The organism is Phocaeicola fibrisolvens (genome assembly GCF_025567125.1).
Lineage (GTDB): Bacteria > Bacteroidota > Bacteroidia > Bacteroidales > Bacteroidaceae > Phocaeicola > Phocaeicola fibrisolvens.
On the sequence record NZ_JAOQJI010000026.1, the window covers coordinates 25898 to 43180 of the forward strand.

The 17283-nt window shown below is 44.0% G+C and carries 17 protein-coding genes and 3 tRNA genes; 12 read left to right on the forward strand and 8 right to left on the reverse strand.

Going from position 1 to position 17283, the window contains the following annotated elements:
* The first annotated feature begins 45 nt into the window (after positions 1-45).
* Entirely contained in the window at positions 46-252 is a 207-nt protein-coding gene (locus OCV81_RS11190) for a hypothetical protein (RefSeq protein WP_148330082.1), read from the forward strand.
* 157 nt (positions 253-409) lie between these two features.
* Positions 410-874, forward strand: a complete 465-nt coding sequence (locus tag OCV81_RS11195) for a MaoC family dehydratase (protein WP_148330083.1) — start codon at positions 410-412, stop codon at positions 872-874.
* A gap of 87 nt (positions 875-961) precedes the next feature.
* Here OCV81_RS11195 and OCV81_RS11200 read toward each other — a convergent pair whose 3' ends face one another.
* Genes OCV81_RS11200 through OCV81_RS11220 form a run of 5 tightly spaced genes read right to left on the reverse strand, consistent with a single transcriptional unit; the run spans position 962 to position 5176 of the window.
* Positions 962-1519: a phosphatase PAP2 family protein gene (locus OCV81_RS11200; protein WP_148330084.1), complete on the reverse strand. Its 558-nt coding sequence runs from the start codon at positions 1517-1519 to the stop codon at positions 962-964.
* The gene (locus OCV81_RS11205) at positions 1519-1893 is read right to left on the reverse strand and encodes a diacylglycerol kinase family protein (protein WP_148330085.1); all 375 of its coding nucleotides are present in this window, start codon (positions 1891-1893) and stop codon (positions 1519-1521) included. The genes OCV81_RS11200 and OCV81_RS11205 overlap by 1 nt, the downstream gene beginning before the upstream one ends.
* Positions 1894-1903: 10 nt before the next feature.
* Positions 1904-2662, reverse strand: coding sequence for an exodeoxyribonuclease III (locus OCV81_RS11210; protein WP_022352782.1), 759 nt, complete (start codon positions 2660-2662; stop codon positions 1904-1906).
* Positions 2663-2667: 5 nt separating this feature from the next.
* Positions 2668-3375 (reverse strand): porin family protein, encoded by a 708-nt coding sequence (locus tag OCV81_RS11215; protein ID WP_022352783.1) that lies wholly within the window; start codon positions 3373-3375, stop codon positions 2668-2670.
* Between the two features lies 1 nt (position 3376).
* On the reverse strand, positions 3377-5176 hold the full coding sequence (locus OCV81_RS11220) for a PBP1 and LysM peptidoglycan-binding domain-containing protein (protein ID WP_148330086.1): 1800 nt from the start codon (positions 5174-5176) through the stop codon (positions 3377-3379).
* A gap of 110 nt (positions 5177-5286) precedes the next feature.
* Here OCV81_RS11220 and uvrA point away from each other — a divergent pair, with 110 nt between their 5' ends.
* The 3 genes from uvrA to OCV81_RS11235 are packed head-to-tail and all read left to right on the forward strand — an operon-like array spanning position 5287 to position 9416.
* On the forward strand, positions 5287-8136 hold the full coding sequence (gene uvrA / locus OCV81_RS11225) for an excinuclease ABC subunit UvrA (protein WP_148330087.1): 2850 nt from the start codon (positions 5287-5289) through the stop codon (positions 8134-8136).
* Entirely contained in the window at positions 8123-8605 is a 483-nt protein-coding gene (gene ybaK / locus OCV81_RS11230; RefSeq protein ID WP_022352787.1) for a Cys-tRNA(Pro) deacylase, read from the forward strand. The genes uvrA and ybaK overlap by 14 nt, the downstream gene beginning before the upstream one ends.
* A 28-nt stretch (positions 8606-8633) precedes the next feature.
* Positions 8634-9416: a TerB family tellurite resistance protein gene (locus OCV81_RS11235; RefSeq protein WP_148330088.1), complete on the forward strand. Its 783-nt coding sequence runs from the start codon at positions 8634-8636 to the stop codon at positions 9414-9416.
* Between the two features lies 1 nt (position 9417).
* On the opposite strand, the gene OCV81_RS11240 is transcribed toward OCV81_RS11235, so the two are convergent.
* Positions 9418-10590, reverse strand: coding sequence for a dicarboxylate/amino acid:cation symporter (locus tag OCV81_RS11240; protein WP_148330089.1), 1173 nt, complete (start codon positions 10588-10590; stop codon positions 9418-9420).
* 116 nt (positions 10591-10706) lie between these two features.
* On the opposite strand from OCV81_RS11240, the gene OCV81_RS11245 reads away from it, so the two are divergent.
* On the forward strand, positions 10707-12260 hold the full coding sequence (locus tag OCV81_RS11245; RefSeq protein WP_148330090.1) for a carbon-nitrogen hydrolase family protein: 1554 nt from the start codon (positions 10707-10709) through the stop codon (positions 12258-12260).
* Between the two features lie 49 nt (positions 12261-12309).
* Here OCV81_RS11245 and rfbC read toward each other — a convergent pair whose 3' ends face one another.
* Both rfbC and rfbA read right to left on the reverse strand, forming a co-directional pair.
* The gene (gene rfbC / locus OCV81_RS11250; protein WP_148330091.1) at positions 12310-12885 is read right to left on the reverse strand and encodes a dTDP-4-dehydrorhamnose 3,5-epimerase; all 576 of its coding nucleotides are present in this window, start codon (positions 12883-12885) and stop codon (positions 12310-12312) included.
* Positions 12886-12900: 15 nt separating this feature from the next.
* On the reverse strand, positions 12901-13794 hold the full coding sequence (gene rfbA / locus OCV81_RS11255; RefSeq protein ID WP_148330092.1) for a glucose-1-phosphate thymidylyltransferase RfbA: 894 nt from the start codon (positions 13792-13794) through the stop codon (positions 12901-12903).
* A 207-nt stretch (positions 13795-14001) separates the two neighbouring features.
* Between rfbA and OCV81_RS11260 the strand changes: the two genes are divergently transcribed.
* The 6 genes from OCV81_RS11260 (at position 14002) to OCV81_RS11285 (ending at position 17253) form a co-directional block, all read left to right on the forward strand.
* A tRNA-Cys gene (locus OCV81_RS11260) sits at positions 14002-14073 on the forward strand.
* Positions 14074-14098: 25 nt separating this feature from the next.
* Positions 14099-14173, forward strand: a tRNA-Cys gene (locus OCV81_RS11265).
* Between the two features lie 11 nt (positions 14174-14184).
* Positions 14185-14257 (forward strand) — tRNA-Lys (locus OCV81_RS11270).
* A 242-nt stretch (positions 14258-14499) separates the two neighbouring features.
* The gene (locus OCV81_RS11275) at positions 14500-15303 is read left to right on the forward strand and encodes a phage integrase SAM-like domain and Arm DNA-binding domain-containing protein (protein WP_148330093.1); all 804 of its coding nucleotides are present in this window, start codon (positions 14500-14502) and stop codon (positions 15301-15303) included.
* Positions 15304-15579: 276 nt separating this feature from the next.
* Positions 15580-16179, forward strand: a complete 600-nt coding sequence (locus tag OCV81_RS11280) for a hypothetical protein (RefSeq protein WP_068856636.1) — start codon at positions 15580-15582, stop codon at positions 16177-16179.
* A 3-nt stretch (positions 16180-16182) separates the two neighbouring features.
* Positions 16183-17253, forward strand: coding sequence for an XRE family transcriptional regulator (locus OCV81_RS11285; protein WP_068856637.1), 1071 nt, complete (start codon positions 16183-16185; stop codon positions 17251-17253).
* Positions 17254-17283 lie beyond the last annotated feature (30 nt).

Below are 17283 nucleotides of genomic sequence, written 5' to 3' on the forward strand. Positions count from 1 at the left end.
TTGACGGAAACTATTATCTTTGCAGCAAATCAAAGAGATAAAGTCATGAAAAAAATGGTATGTCCGCAATGTAAGATTGCCGCAATGTATGTAAAGAATGCAGCTGGGGAACGTCGGCTGGTGTATGTGACTTCAGAAGGAGAAGTCGTTCCTAAGAAGGAAGATGAATCGCTTGTGGGCTTCAACCTGGAAGAAGTCTTTTGTCTGGGTTGCTCGTGGCATGGTTCACCTAAACGTTTGGTAAAGTATTGAACTTTCAGCCCTTTGGCCTGGATATATGATGAAATCTGAAGAATAGTCTATTTATCGTGAGTTATAGTCTAGTTTATTTGGAAAAGAAAAAAGGTGAAATAAAAAAATATACTTATCTTTGTCTATATTTTATGCTTTTTAAAGAACAAAGATAAGTATGGAAAAAGTAATTATTAACTCGTACGAAGAGTTTGAAAAGTTGGTAGGTCAGCAGATTGGAGTATCCGACTGGCTGGAAATTCCACAGGAGCGTATTAATCAATTTGCTGATGCCACATTGGACCATCAGTGGATTCACGTAGATATAGAACGTGCCAAGATGGAAAGTCCTTATAAGAGTACCATTGTGCATGGTTACCTGACGTTGTCTCTGCTTCCTTATTTGTGGAATCAGATTATTGAAGTTAATAATCTGAAGATGATGGTCAATTACGGGATGGATAAAATGAAATTCGGTCAGGCAGTTTTGTCGGGACAAAGCGTAAGACTGGTAGCAAGTCTGCATTCACTGGTCAATCTGCGCGGAGTAGCAAAAGCCGAAATAAAATTTTCTATTGAAATCAAGGATCAGAAGAAGAAAGCACTGGAAGGTATAGCTACTTTCCTGTATTATTTCAATTGATGTTTTTATTTTTATTGTAGAGAGGAAAAATGTCGGAAGTGAGCCGGGCGTATCTATGAGCTGAGGACTTACTTCCGGCTTTTTTTTTTAGAATTTCAGTGAAGCATAGAAACCGCAATAGCCATCGCCTGCTACCGGACTGAGGGATAGGTCATGTTTCTTTGCAAATGGGCGGGTAAAGATATAAGAACTTCCTGCTCCGATGGCAGCGCCAGCTGCTACATCCCACCAGTCGTGTTTTTTTCCATATACCCGGCTCCAGCCTACGTAAGTGGATACCACATAAGCGGGCAGTCCCCATTTCCATCCATAACGTCGTTGGATGAAAGAAGCAGCTGCGAAAGATACGGAAGTATGCATGGAGGGAAATGAATGATTGTCGCTGTAGTCAGGCCGTTCTTTTTTGACGGCATATTTCAGGGCGTAGGTTACCCCCAGTGTCGTAACTCCGGCCAGTGCTCCTTGTTTCAGTCCTTCCCAGTCTTTTTGAATGAGAATGGCTGTCAGTCCGGCTACGGGTAGCAGGACTGCTCCAATGTCGCCGGAAGTACGAACAGCCTTCCGTTGACTGCTGATTTCAAGTTGCTGGGCTTGAAGAGGCAGGGTGAGGCAGAGAACTGCCAGAAAAAATAGAATCTGTTTCATTACAGGGCAAGAAATTTGGGTAGAAAGATAATGCATCCAATGGTTGCGGCACCGATAGCCAGTATCAGTACGGCTCCGGCCGCCAGGTCTTTGGTTCGCTTGATTGCTTCGTTGTAGCCGGGAGAAACCAAATCAGCCAAGGCCTCAATCGAGGAATTGACAGCTTCTGCAGCCAATACCATGGCGATGGCGAATACGATGGCAATCCATTCGATAGGAGATAGTCCGGTTACACATCCGGCTATTATGGCGCATCCGGCTGCAAAGCAGTGAATCCAGGCATTGTGTTCGCGAGTAACGAGCAAACGGATGCCGTTGCCTGCAAACTTGAAGCTTCGGAGCCGTTTCCGTAAGGTGAATCCTTCGTTCTTCATCTTCAAAAACTTAAATTTCTACCGTAACTTCTACCGGGCAATGGTCGGAACCGAATATTTCAGTGTGAATTTTAGCTCCCTTCAATTTGTCAGAAAGGCTGGCTGAAGCCAGGAAATAATCAATACGCCACCCTGCATTCTTTTCGCGTGCCTTGAAACGATAAGACCACCAAGAATAGATGTTGGTCTGGTCAGGGTAGAAATGGCGGAAGGTGTCAATGAATCCTGCATCGAGCAGCTGTTGAAACTTTTCACGTTCCTGGTCGGTGAATCCGGCATTCATTCGGTTCGTTTTTGGATTCTTCAGGTCAATTTCCTTGTGAGCCACATTCAAGTCTCCGCATACCAGAACCGGTTTGATTTGGTCGAGTTTCTTTAAATAGTTCCGGAAGTCATCATCCCATGTCATACGGTAGTCCAGTCGTTTCAGACCATCTTGTGAATTGGGGGTATAAACCGTTACCAGGAAAAATTTTTCCATTTCCAAAGTAATGACACGTCCTTCACGGTCATGTTCTTCGAGTCCCAGCCCATAGGTTACTTGTAAAGGTTGATGCCGGGTAAAGATGGCCGTACCGGAATAGCCTTTTTTTTCGGCATAGTTCCAATAGGAAGTATAGCCTTCAAAAGAAAGGTCAAGTTGTCCTTCCTGCATTTTTGTTTCCTGCAGGCAGAAAAAGTCGGCATCAAGCTGGTTAAACACTTCTCGGAAACCTTTGTCGCAGCAGGCACGCAGCCCGTTTACGTTCCAGGATATCAGTTTAATCATACGAGTTATTTTTTCAAGTCAAATAAATAGGTGAGACGTCCGCCGATATATGAATGTGCGGAACGTGAGAAATAATCTTTTTTAGTGTTATTATAAAAATCGCTCAGTCCGAAATAGTAGCGGGCTTCCAGCAGGAAGTGTCCGATACCGGTGCGTATTTCCACGCCTCCGCCTCCTACGATTCCGTAGTCGAATTTCCGGTCGGCAAATTTCCCATACTGTTCAATGGTACCTTGCGGACGGTTGGATGTATTCCAGGTGGATGGGTCACTATAAAATTCTTTTTCTCCCATCAGAAATCCGATTTGCGGGCCGAGGTTCAAGATGAATCGGGCTCCGTTACCTTGGTCTTTTCCGAAGGCAAGATGTGCCAGTAGAGGAATTTCTATGTAGTTCATGGCCCGGTGGTAGGTGTTGTTACTGCCATCCTCAATCACTTCTTTCCATCCTCGTTGGGAGAAGTTGATTTCGCCTTGGATACCACAAATCATCTTGAAGTATTTTTCGGAGATATAGCGGACGGTGAGTCCGAATTCCGGAGCAATGAAGTTGGTCTGTTTGATGCTGGGAGTAAAGCTGACAGAGTTCAGGTTGACTCCTCCGTTGATTCCTACTGACAGATTATGCCGTTCGTCTTGCAGCTGGGCATGAATGAATTGTGGAATCAGGCAGAGCAGACTACACACGAATAGGATTTGCCGAAATCTTTTCATCTTATTCAAAATCAAGTTTAATCAGTTCGTAGTCTTTGGTCAGGTGGACAAAGAATACTTTCTGGTTGATAAAGCCTCCCCAGTTGTTTACTCGTTCAAATTTGAATCCGGTCTGTATGGGGGTGACGTTCACTTTATTCAGGTTGTCTTCCAGTTTGTTGCCTTGCTGTGAGAGACCTTTCAGGAAAAAATATCCTGTATCAAATCCCAGCATGCCATATTTGGGGAAGGTATTGGCCATGTCTTTGCTATACCAACGGCGGTAGTTTTGGGCAAAGCGTACTGCTTCTGGAAACAGATTGTTGGTATAGAAGGATGAATAGAAATACGTATCCAGCTCATAGAAGCTGGCAAGATGTTCTTGCGTATAAGTCTGCCATTCCGGATAACCGAATAAGTGCATGTTGAAGTTCGGGTGCGACCGCAATACATTGCTCAATTGAGGAAGTATTCTGGTCAGGGCACTGCTTCGCCCGGAAGTCGGGATGAAAATATTTTCCCGTAGCGTATCCATGGCGGCAATGATTTTTTCAGGGGCAAGGTTTGTGCCCAGCTGTATCTGTTTGAATCCGATACGATTGTCTTTCAGCTCATTTTTCATTCCATTGATAAATTCTGTCTTCTCTTTATCTCCGTTGGCCACATCGATGAATACAATGTTTGTCCGACTGAATTTTCGGAGGAAATGTTCATACACTTCGGAATAGAAGTAAGATTGTGGAGTGTTTATTTGATAAATCATCGGATTGTTGAACACTTGGTCCACTTTCGGAGCAAAAGGAATGACCAGGCGGATTTTATTGCGTTTGGCAAAGTCGGATAACTGTCCAATCTGGGCTGTATGGACAGGTCCGAAAATTATGTCCATGTTTTTCATTTCCGGCTGGTTTAAAATACCGGAAATGACGCTGGAACTTCCTTTGGTATCGTATGTGTATAAATTAATGGATACACCTTGACGTTTCAAACTGTCCATAGCCATCAGGAATCCTTCGTAATATTCCACCATACGTGTCTGTTCGTCCGATTTGGCATTGTTGACAGATGTAAACGGGAGCATGACCGCAGCTTGGATAGTATGAAAGGATTTGGGAGCCAGTCTGGTCTGATTAAAAAGTTCTTCATTCGATGGACTGGTGGATGGGGCGACGGGCTGTTGTTTGCTTGCCTGAGTATTTTTAGGATAAGGGATGAAGAGGTACATTCCTTTCTTTAATTTTCCAGTCTTTAACTCCGGATTCAGCTCCAAAAGGTCTTCTTGTGAAATGTTATATTCCTGGCAAATACTGAAGATGGTTTCTTTTCGTTCTACCTTGTGCATTTCCTTCCAGTCTTTTTGGGATATGGCGGAACTGGTAGGGCGAGTCTCGGCTGGTTGGGAAACAGGTGCTGTAGCATTCTCTGTCGGGATGGAAATAACTTGGCCAATACGGAAGTTGCTGGCGCTTAGTCCTGGGTTGGCATCACAGATGGCTTGTGCACTGACATTGTATTTTACGGTCAACTGATACAAGGTTTCTCCAGCCTGTATGGTGTGAAACGTATTTTTTTCGTTGGAAGAAACATTGTTCGTCTGTGGTATTTTCAGTGCTTCTCCGGCGCGAATTTGTTTGTCGCTTCCCGGATTCAGGCGGACGATATCATCCACTGTCACATGATACATGCTTGCAATGGAGTAGAGGCTTTGGCCTTTACTTACTGTATGTAGAAAATAATTGTTTCCGTTTTGTGCGTGGAGAGCCGTTTGGGCACTTCCAATCGTTAAAGCCAGTGAAAGACAAACTATCTGAAAGAATCTCATGGTCATTTATGGATTGATTGAGTGGCAAAAGTACAAAAAAAATTGCATTGTAGGATGAAAATGGAAAAGTAAATATCTCTATCTTTGCAAAGATATCATTGAAGGATAATATGACTGAAGGAACTGAAACGATTTGTGTGCAGGGGGCCCGGGTACACAACTTGAAAAATATAGATGTAGAAATTCCCCGTGATAGTTTGACGGTGATTACCGGATTAAGTGGAAGTGGAAAATCTTCCTTGGCCTTCGACACCTTGTTTGTGGAAGGACAGCGGCGTTATATCGAGACCTTTTCGGCGTATGCCCGTAATTTCCTGGGAGGAATGGAACGTCCGGATGTGGATAAGATTACGGGACTGAGTCCGGTGATTTCCATCGAGCAGAAGACGACCAATAAGAATCCACGTTCTACGGTAGGAACCACTACAGAAATATATGATTATCTGCGTTTGTTGTTCGCGCGGGCAGGCACGGCTTATTCGTATCTGTCGGGAGAGAAGATGGTGAAGTACACCGAAGAGCAGATTTTGGATTTGATTCATCGGGATTATAAGGGAAAACGAATTTTTATTCTGGCTCCTTTAGTTCGGACACGTAAAGGACATTATAAAGAGTTGTTCGAGCAGGTGCGTAAGAAGGGTTACCTTTATGTCCGGGTAGACGGGGAAATCAAGGAGATTGTCCATGGCATGAAATTGGACCGTTACAAGAACCATGACATTGAGGTAGTGATTGACAAAACGGTGGTGACGGACAAGGAAGACAGCCGGTTGAAGCAAAGTGTGTCTACAGCCATGCAGCAGGGCGACGGCCTTCTCATGATATTGGATGCACAGACCGAGAGTGTACGTCACTATAGTAAGCGACTGATGTGTCCGGTGACAGGATTGTCCTATAAGGAACCTGCACCGCATAATTTTTCGTTCAATTCGCCACAGGGAGCATGTCCGCGTTGCAAGGGATTGGGGTACGTCAATTTGATTGACGAGGACAAGGTGATTCCCGACCGTTCGTTGTCTGTCTATGAAGGAGCGGTCGCCCCGTTGGGAAAATACAAGAATGTGATGATTTTCTGGCAGCTGGAAGCCTTGTTGGAACGTTATGAGGCCACGCTGAAAACGCCGGTAAGTGAATTGCCGGAAGATGCCATCAATGAAATCTTGTACGGATGCGATGAGCGTCTGAAAATCAAGAGTACATTGATTCATACCACTTCCGATTATTTTGTAGTGTATGAAGGGATTGTCAAGTATATCCAGATGATGCAGGAAAAGGAGGCTTCGGCTACCGCACAGAAATGGGCGGAACAGTTTGCTAAGACGGATGTGTGCCCGGAATGTAAGGGGGCACGTCTGAACAAGGAGGCTTTGCATTTCCGTATTCATGACAAGAATATTTACGAACTGGCCACCATGGATATCAGTGAACTGTATGACTGGGTGTGTCATGTGGAGGATTTTCTGGAAGAAAAGCAACGTCTGATTGCGACGGAAATCTTGAAGGAAATACGTACCCGCTTGAAGTTCTTGCTGGATGTGGGACTGGATTATCTTTCTCTGAACCGTTCTTCGGTCACTTTGTCGGGCGGAGAGAGTCAGCGTATCCGTCTGGCCACTCAGATTGGTTCCCAGTTGGTCAATGTGCTGTATATCTTGGATGAGCCCAGCATCGGGTTGCATCAGCGTGACAATATCCGGTTAATCAATTCCTTGAAAGAACTGCGGGATTTGGGAAATACTGTGATAGTGGTGGAGCATGACAAGGATATGATGCTGGCCGCAGACTACATTGTAGACATGGGGCCGAAAGCCGGTCGGTTGGGAGGAGAGGTAGTCTTTTCCGGTACTCCGGCAGAAATGCTGAAAACCGATACGCTGACCTCACAATATTTGAACGGGAAGATGAGCATTGAAGTGCCGGCGGAGCGGAGAAAGGGCAATGGGTATTCTTTGATTCTACGAGGAGCCCGTGGCAACAACCTGAAAGGCGATGATGTGGAGTTCCCGTTGGGCAAGCTGATTTGCGTGACGGGCGTTTCCGGTAGTGGAAAGTCTACGTTGGTAAACGATACGTTGCAGCCGATTCTCTCCCAGCATTTCTACCGTTCGTTGCAAGACCCCTTGCCGTATGACAGTGTGGAAGGATTGGAATACATTGACAAAGTGGTGAATGTGGACCAGTCTCCGCTGGGAAGAACGCCCCGTTCCAATCCGGCAACATATACGGGTGTGTTTTCTGATATCCGTAACCTGTTTGTCGGCCTTCCGGAGGCGAAGATTCGCGGCTATAAGGCCGGACGTTTCTCGTTTAATGTGTCTGGCGGACGATGTGAAGCTTGTGGCGGAAACGGTTACAAGACTATCGAGATGAATTTCCTGCCGGATGTGCTGGTGCCGTGTGAGGTGTGTCACGGCAAGCGCTACAACCGTGAGACGCTGGAAGTGCGCTACAAGGGAAAGTCCATTGCTGATGTGTTGGATATGACCATCAACCGTGCGGTGGAATTCTTTGAGAATGTACCGCAGATTCTGAATAAAATCAAGGTGTTGCAGGAAGTGGGGCTTGGCTATATCAAACTGGGGCAACCTTCCACGACCTTGTCGGGAGGGGAGAGCCAGCGCGTGAAACTGGCTACGGAATTGTCGAAGAGAGATACGGGTAAGACCGTGTACATTCTGGACGAGCCGACCACCGGATTACACTTTGAGGATATTCGGGTGTTGATGAATGTGCTGAACCGTTTGGTGGACAAAGGAAATACGGTTATCGTGATAGAGCATAATCTGGATGTCATTAAAATGGCAGACTATATTATTGATATGGGCCCCGAAGGCGGAAAGGGAGGAGGCCAGTTGCTGGTTTGCGGTACTCCGGAAGAGGTGGCCGAATCGGGTAAAGGATATACATCAGGTTTCTTAAAGGAAGAATTGAAAGGAGCGATAAAAAATGGCAAAAGATAAGATTGCAAAGACCAATGCAGCCCGTCTGTTGGATCGGGACAAAGTGAAATACGAACTGGTTCCATACGAGGTGGACGAGAACGACTTGAGTTGTGTGCATGTGGCTGCCACATTGGGAGAGAATATCGAACAGGTGTTCAAAACACTGGTTTTGCAGGGAGATAAATCGGGATATTTTGTTTGTGTAGTTCCGGGGGAACATGAAATCGACCTGAAAATGGCGGCCAAGATTTCCGGAAACAAGAAATGCGACTTGATACCCATGAAAGAACTGCTTCCGCTTACGGGTTACATCCGTGGGGGATGCTCTCCCATCGGAATGAAGAAACATTTCCCCACTTACATCCATCACACTTGTAATGATTTTCCTTATATCTACGTCAGTGCAGGAGTGAGAGGTTTGCAGGTGAAGCTGGCTCCGGCCGATTTGATTAAAGTGAGCCAGGCAGAAGTGTGTACATTGTTTTAAGATAGTAGAATAATAGAATCAATCGTTTATGGGATACGGAAAATGGATTGGGGGAATCATGGGATTCATGACCATGGGACCTTTGGGAGCCTTGGCAGGATTTGCCATCGGTTCTTTGTTTGATAAAAGTGTGGCTGCACAGAATGAAATAGATGAAGCAGGCGGTACGGCACAAGAAGATATCTATGCCGGGCAGCGTAATAGTTTCTTGTTTTCCATGCTGGTCATGGCTTCGTATATTATTCGTGCAGACGGTCGCATCATGCACAGTGAGATGGAATTTGTACGTCAGTTCCTGCGGGTTAATTTTGGCGCCAATGCAGTGGACGAGGGCGAACGTATTTTGTTGAATCTGTTTGAACAACGCAAGCAGATGGAGCGGAATGACCCTTCTGCGTTTCGTCGTACCATCCGGGAATGTGGGGCGCAGATTGCGGCCAATTTAACCTATGAACAGCGTCTGCAGTTGCTCGATTTTCTGGTAAAGATTGCCCAGAGTGACGGCAATGTGTGTCAGGCAGAGGTGGATGCCTTGAAGGAAGTGGCTCAGTCCATGCAGTTGTCTTTACAGGAAGTGGATTCCATGCTGAACCTGAAGGGCGATTCACTGGAGGATGCCTACAAGGTGCTGGAAATCGAACCTACCGCTTCGGACGAAGAAGTACGCAAGGTTTATCGCAGTCTCGTGCTGAAACACCATCCCGACCGCGTAGCCACATTGGGAGAAGACATCCGAAAGGCTGCCGAAGAAAAGCTCCAGCTCATCAACGATGCCAAAGAGCGGATTTTCAAGGCGCGTGGTATGAAATAACCTATTTTTTATCTTCCGACGGGCCGAACCATTTGTCAATGAGCAATGCCAAGGCTCCGTCGCCAGTCACGTTGCAGGCTGTGCCGAAACTGTCCATGGCGATGTATAAGGCAATCATCAGGGCCTGTGCATTCTCGTCAAATCCCAGCATGGACGACAAGATGCCGAGCGAGGCCATAATGGCTCCTCCAGGTACACCCGGGGCGGCTACCATGGTGATTCCCAATATAAAGATAAATCCGGCAAACATTTGGAAATCGTAGGGAATATCTTGCATCATCATCAGGGCCAGGGCGCAGGCCACAATCTTCATGGTACTTCCCGACAGGTGGATGGTGGCACACAAGGGGATGACAAATCCGGCAATCCCTTCGTGTACACCGTTTTGTATGGTCTGTTTCAGGGTGACAGGAATGGTGGCGGCAGACGACTGAGTTCCTAAGGCAGTGAAATAGGCCGGCATCATTCTTGCCAGCAGACGGAACGGATTCTTGCGTACAAACAGTCCCGCGATGCAGTATTGGAATATCAGCAGGAAAATGTGCAGCAGGAAGATGATACCGATAATCTTGATAAACACTGCCAGTACGTGGAACACTTGTCCGGAGTGAGTCATGTTGAAGAAAATGCCGAAGATATAAATCGGCAACAGGGGAAGTATCACGGCTTGTATGGTCTTGACGATAATTTCCTTGAAATCGTTGCAGACATTTTTCAGGTAGGTGGTATCCAGGTGAGCCAGTCCGAGTCCGAGAGTGAAGGCCATGACGAGTGCGGTCATAACGTTGAGCGGTTCGGGTATGGCTACGGTGAAGAACGGGGTGGTTCCTTGTGCCTCACTGATTTCCGACAAAGGTATGTTTCGGGTGATGAGGCTGGGGAAGAAGGTCTCTCCCACGCCGAATGAAAGAAATCCGGAAAACAGGGTGGCTCCGTAAGCCAGCAACACGGTGGCTACCAGCATTTTCCCGGCTCCTTTTCCGATGTCGGCGATGGCCGGGGTGACCAGTCCTACAATAATCAGAGGAATGATGAAGTTCAGAAACTGGCTGAAAAGCGCGTTGAATGTCACAAAAATGCGTACCGGAAGTGCCGGCGAAACTGTACCTGCACCAATACCCAGAGCGATAGCTAGGATGATGCGGGCAAGGAGTCCTAGTTTAATTTTTTTCATGGGGTTTAGTTTTTGTCACAAAGATAGTATAATAATCCTGAATAAGCGATACACCCTACCTGAGGAAATGATTACTTTTGTGCCCGAGAAAAATAACGGACAAAATTAGTTAAATTATGGAACCGACTCAAAAGAAGATTAACAAGGTAGAGCTTCGAAATTTGCAGATTGAAGACTATGCACAGCTTGCCCAGTCGTTTACTCGTGTTTATGCAGACAAGGATGTGTTCTGGACACATGCACAAATAGAAAAACTGATTCGTATTTTCCCCGAAGGACAGATTGTAACCGTCGTGGATGACAAGATTGTGGGATGCGCACTTTCTATCATCGTGGATTATGATTTGGTCAAGGGAGACCACACGTATGCGAAGGTGACAGGAGATGAGACTTTCAGTACACACAACCCGAAAGGAAATATCCTTTATGGTATTGAAGTGTTTATCCATCCGGAATACCGGGGATTGCGCCTGGCCCGCCGAATGTATGAATACCGCAAGGAGTTGTGTGAAAAATTGAACCTGAAAGCCATCATGTTCGGTGGACGTATTCCGAACTATTACAAATATGCCGACCAGATGCGTCCGAAGGAATACATCGAGAAGGTCCGTTCGCGCGAAATCTACGATCCGGTGCTGACCTTCCAGCTTTCGAATGATTTCCACGTACGTCGTGTGATGCGTAATTACCTGCCGAACGACGAGGAATCCAAGCACTGCGCTACGTTGTTGCAGTGGGATAATATTTACTATCAGCCGCCTACAGATTCGTACATTGACAAGAAGACCACAGTCAGAGTAGGGTTGGTACAGTGGCAGATGCGTTCCTATCAGACATTGGATGACGTGTTTGAGCAAGTGGAGTTCTTCATCGATGCGGTGGCCGGATATAAGAGTGACTTTGTACTTTTCCCGGAATATTTCAACGCTCCGTTGATGGCCAAATTCAACAATATGGGAGAGGCCCAGTCTATCCGTGCTTTGGCTCAATATACGGAAGATATCAGAGAACGTTTCATCAACCTGGCTATTAAGCATAACATCAATATTATCACCGGAAGTACGCCTTACGTGAAAGAGGACGGCGGACTCTATAATGTGGGTTTCCTTTGCCGTCGTGATGGAACTTACGAAATGTATGAGAAGATTCATGTAACTCCCGATGAAGTGAAGAGTTGGGGATTGAGCGGCGGTAAGAAAGTACAGACCTTTGACACCGACTGTGCCAAAATCGGTGTGCTGATTTGCTACGATGTGGAATTCCCGGAACTTTCCAGACTGATGGCCGATCAGGGCATGCAGATTCTGTTTGTGCCGTTCCTAACCGATACGCAGAACGGTTATTCACGTGTACGGGTCTGTGCACAGGCACGTGCCATTGAAAATGAATGTTTCGTGGTGATTGCCGGAAGTGTGGGCAACCTGCCTCGTGTGCACAACATGGATATCCAGTATGCCCAGTCGGGAGTCTTTACGCCGTGCGACTTTGCTTTCCCGACCGACGGAAAACGTGCGGAAGCTACTCCGAATACGGAAATGATTCTGGTTTCCGATGTGGATTTAGACTTATTGAATGAACTTCACACCTATGGTAGTGTGCGTAACCTGCGTGACCGCCGGAATGATTTGTATGAATTGCGTATGAAAAAGAACGCACAGGAAAATAATTGATAAAAAAATCCCCGGACGGCAATCTCGTTATCCGGGGATTTTTTGTGTCTTATTTTTTGTAAAGGTCTTCGTGGTAGTCGAACAGCCAGTCGGCTTCTGCCAGTAGCGGATGGTGTTTGTCTTTCTCCGAAAGGATGACTTTTTCGGCAGGAACCTTCCAGTCAATCTTCAAAGCCGGGTCGTTCCAAGCGATGGCTCCTTCACTTTGGGGGGCATAGAAATTGTCGCACTTATACTGGAAGATGACTTCGTCGCTCAGTACGCTGAATCCGTGGGCAAAGCCTCGTGGAATGAAGAACTGGCGGTGATTGTCTTCGGTCAGTTCCACAGCTACATGTTGTCCGAAAGTGGGAGAACCCTTTCGGATGTCCACCGCCACGTCGAGTACAGCACCTTTGATGACTCTTACCAGTTTGCTTTGAGCAAACGGTGGTTTCTGAAAATGCAGTCCGCGTAACACTCCGTAACTGGATTTACTCTCGTTGTCTTGTACGAAATGGATGGTGCGTACTTGCTTGTCGAAATCTCTTTGTGAAAAAGATTCAAAAAAATATCCTCTCTCATCTTTGAACAGGCGGGGTTCAATAATGACCACCCCTTCAATCTCTGTATTTATTACTTCCATTTTTGAATGATTCATTTATCGATTGTTTCTTTGCAACTCGTCGATGACTTTCAGTAAATATTGGCCGTATTGGTTTTTCAGCATGGGCTGGGCCAGTTCTCTCATCTTTTCGGGGGTAATCCAGCCTTGTCGCAGGGCGATTCCTTCCAGGCAAGCCACTTTCAGTCCTTGTCGTTTTTCAATTACCTCGATGTAGGTGGATGCCTCTGCCAGCGAGTCGTGTGTGCCGGTGTCCAGCCAGGCGAATCCTCTTCCCAAAGTCTGGACTTTCAGCTCTCCGTCGGCCAGGAAACGCTGGTTCACCGAAGTGATTTCCAGTTCACCGCGGGCGGAAGGCTTGATTTGTTTGGCTACTTCCACCACCTTGTTCGGATAGAAATAAAGGCCTGTCACGGCATAGTTGGACTTGGGGTGCTGAGGCTTTTCTTCAATGGACAGGCAATTTCCTTCCTTGTCGAATTCAGCCACTCCATAACGTTCCGGGTCGCTCACCCAGTAACCAAAAACAGTGGCTTTTCCTTCTTCTTCAGCCATACGGACTGCTTCTTTCAGCATCACCGTGAAGCTGTTTCCATGGAAAATATTGTCACCCAAGACCAGACAGACCGCATTCTTTCCGATAAATTCTTCTCCAATCAGGAATGCCTGTGCCAGTCCGTCGGGGGAAGGTTGTTCTGCATATTCAAAATGTACACCGAAATCACTTCCGTCTCCTAGCAGTCGGCGGAATCCGGGAAGGTCGTATGGGGTAGAAATAATCAGAATATCACGTATCCCTGCCAGCATCAGCACAGATATCGGGTAATAAATCATGGGTTTGTCGAAAATTGGAAGGAGCTGTTTGGAGACTCCTTTGGTTATTGGGTAGAGGCGAGTGCCCGACCCTCCTGCAAGAACAATACCTTTCATGGTTGTATGTTTTTAATTAGTTTGATGCAAAGAAAAAAGTTTTTTGTGAGAACTCAAAGTTTCTGACCATTATCATTAAGGTGGAAAAGAAATCCTGGATACTTTTTGTAAAGAAAAATACAAATTCCTTTCCGAAGGTATTGCAGGTTTCAAAAATAGTTGTACCTTTGCAACGCATTTGAGAAAAACAAGTGCGGCGAACATTTTGGTTCCTTGGATGAGTGGCTTAGTCAGCGGTCTGCAAAACCGTGTACGGCGGTTCGAATCCGCCAGGAACCTCGCAAATTGGAAAGAGAGCACATTCGGTTCCTTGGATGAGTGGCTTAGTCAGCGGTCTGCAAAACCGTGTACGGCGGTTCGAATCCGCCAGGAACCTCCAGACGACAAGATGCACTCTTAGCTCAGTTGGTAGAGCAACTGACTCTTAATCAGTGGGTCCAGGGTTCGAATCCCTGAGGGTGTACAACAAATTAGTGCAAAAAGTAGAAAAGTTCTGAAAATCAAGTGGTTTTCAGAACTTTTTTGTTTTTTACTATGCAGAATAAGGTGGTTTTCGGAAAGAAAGAAAGGACTTATTCGTGGGACTTTTTTTAGCCCCTAAAAAAGTCCCACGGATATGATTATATTTCATTATTTATCAGTGTTTTGCATGAATTCATCTTGTGGTAAATAAATTAAATTTGTAGAAACAAAAGAAATTGGTTTATGGCAAGAGAAGAAAGAGAAACAATGAGCATTTTGTTCTTTATTAAGAAGACAAAACTTCTAAAAAATGGTGAAGCACCAATTTGTTTGCGCTTGACATTGAATAAGCAAATAGCAGAAATCCGAATTAAACGCAGTATCTTGGTTAATCGTTGGAGTCCAGCTAAAGGATGTGCTCTTGGAAAAGATAGAGTTGCAAAAGAACTGAATAGTTATCTTGATGCTATCCGTTTAAAAATGCACCAGATACATCGGGAATTAGTTTTGGACATGTCTGCTCCAGTTACAGCAAATGCCATAATAAATCGATATTGTGGTAATGATGTAAAAATGTTGTTGGAGGTTTTCGAAGATCACAATGATAAATGTCGTGCACTTATTGGTAAAGAATATGTAGAAGGGACGGTCAGAAAATTTGATACGACTTTGTTATATTTAAAGCAATTTCTTAAACAGAGGTATCGTAAAGATGACATTCCCCTTCCCGAGATAAATCAGGAATTTGTTAGAGATTTCGAATTTTTCTTAAAAACAGAGAAGTCGTGTCAGAATAACTCAGCTCTTAAGCATATAAAAAATTTCCGTAAAGTAATACGTATAGCTATAGGTAATGATTGGATTAAAAGAGATCCTTTTTTTGGACTTCGTTTTAAAGCTGAAGAAGTGAATGTAGATTTTTTATCTAACGATGAGTTGAAACGTATCAGACAAAAGAAAATAACGATACCAAGATTGGAGCGTATTCGTGACATTTTTGTGTTTTGTTGCTTCACAAATGTTGCGCTAAGTGAAATATTCTTGTAAATCAGAAAGTTATCCTCAATCAAAAAGAGAATAGGTAATGGTTTGGAAACCACCGAACTTCACCATTCTGCTCATCTTCAATAAGTCAATCAACTGGAACAAAGGTACGAAATAAATTTGAGAATGTTCCATAAAAACACTTTTTAAACGATAGATGTATATAAACAAATTATTGCGAAATGTTAAAATACGAGCAAATGGAATATTTTTCTACATATTGTTGCTTGTATTCGGAATATTTTCCGTATATTTGTTACCAGATTAAAAAATTAAATTATGGAGATATTTCAGACATCTTTATTCCCTTCAAGGAAGGGAGAGTTTAAACCCGATGAGTTCAAAAATGCAATCCATGGTACCCCATTTTTAGAATGCGTAAAAAATGGATTAAACAATGGCTTTCGTAGAATGCGAGAAACTTTTGCAGCAGGTGATATGTCAATGCGGAATGAATCCAACTTTTTACATGAGGCTATTTTTAATAGTATAAGGACTCAGATTGATACCTATATGCCAACTTGGAATGTAAATTTTTCTACCAATAAAATTGGTTCTGAAAGGTTGTTCTTTACATTTGGGGACTATATCTTTATTCTTAAGATTACTGGGGCAAAAACTAATGACACCAAGCCGTCACGATGTATTGAATATCAAGAAGCAGATAAGCATATTATCACTTTGGAATACACCTTAGATGACATGCGGGAATCAATACAATCTGCATATTTCCAATATAAAAAGGGTAAATCGTCAACTTACATTATGTCTGTTCCATTGTATCAACCTTTTGAAATCCAAGAAGAAGCTCAATCGGAAGATATAAAAATAGAAGTGAAGAAGCCAATACTAAAGGTTTCAAAGAAAAAAGCGAAGTAAAATATGAACCCATTTAATTATGAGAAGTTAGAGATAGCTCGATTACTCAGACAAAAGACCCAAAAAGACGTTGTTAAAGATGTTGGAATATCACAATCAACTTTATCTAAAGCTGAACATGGGTTATTGGAGTTGTCTGATGATATGATGCAGAAATTGAGCCAATACTACGACATGCCTATTGAGTTTTTTTCCGAAATGTATGAGGTTCCACCTGTAGGTTATCTATATTATAGACGGAAATTGACTATAACAAACAAAATAATAGATTCTTTCATAGCGAAAGTACAAATTTTCAAGGCTATCATAGATTCTCTTATGCAATCAGTTGAACTTCCAGATTATACCCTAGACAACTATAGACCAAGCGAAGATTTATCTCCCAAAGAAATAGCGCATAAAATTCGCTTTTCTTTGAAAGTATTTCATGGACCTGTTCCTAATTTAAGTACTTTATTGGAAAATAATGGAATTGTGATAGTTCGGTTTGATTTCGGAACCGAAAAAATTGACGGTGTTTCAGCTATAACAAATGAAAATAGGAAGGTTATGTTCATTAATAGCCAAATGCCTGATGATAGAATTCGGTTTTCTATGGCTCATGAATTAGGACATATTATTATGCACATTGCAAATCCACCAAAATCAAGTGAAGAGGCTGAAAGAGAAGCGGATGAATTTGCAACAGAGTTTTTAATGCCCGAACTTGAAATACGTCCGATGTTGGAAGATTTAACAATTTCAACCTTAGCCACACTCAAAAGAAGATGGAGAGTATCCATGCATGCAATAGTGAGAAGAGCTAAAGATTTGGAAGTTATTAGTAATCAACAATATCGCAATATGCAAATTTATTTTTCAAAGAAAGGATACACTAAATCAGAACCAATACAATTGCCAATTGAGCAACCTACAATTCTGAAAGAAACATTACGATTATACAAAGATGAGCTTGGATATTCTGACCAAGATTTGATGAGCATAATGCATATAAATAAGAATGATTTTGCAGAATGGTTTGCACCACAACCTAAAATTATAAGGCTTCAACCGATTTTTAATAAGAGTATTTAGGAATAGCGTGTTCTTGGCTATATAATTCAA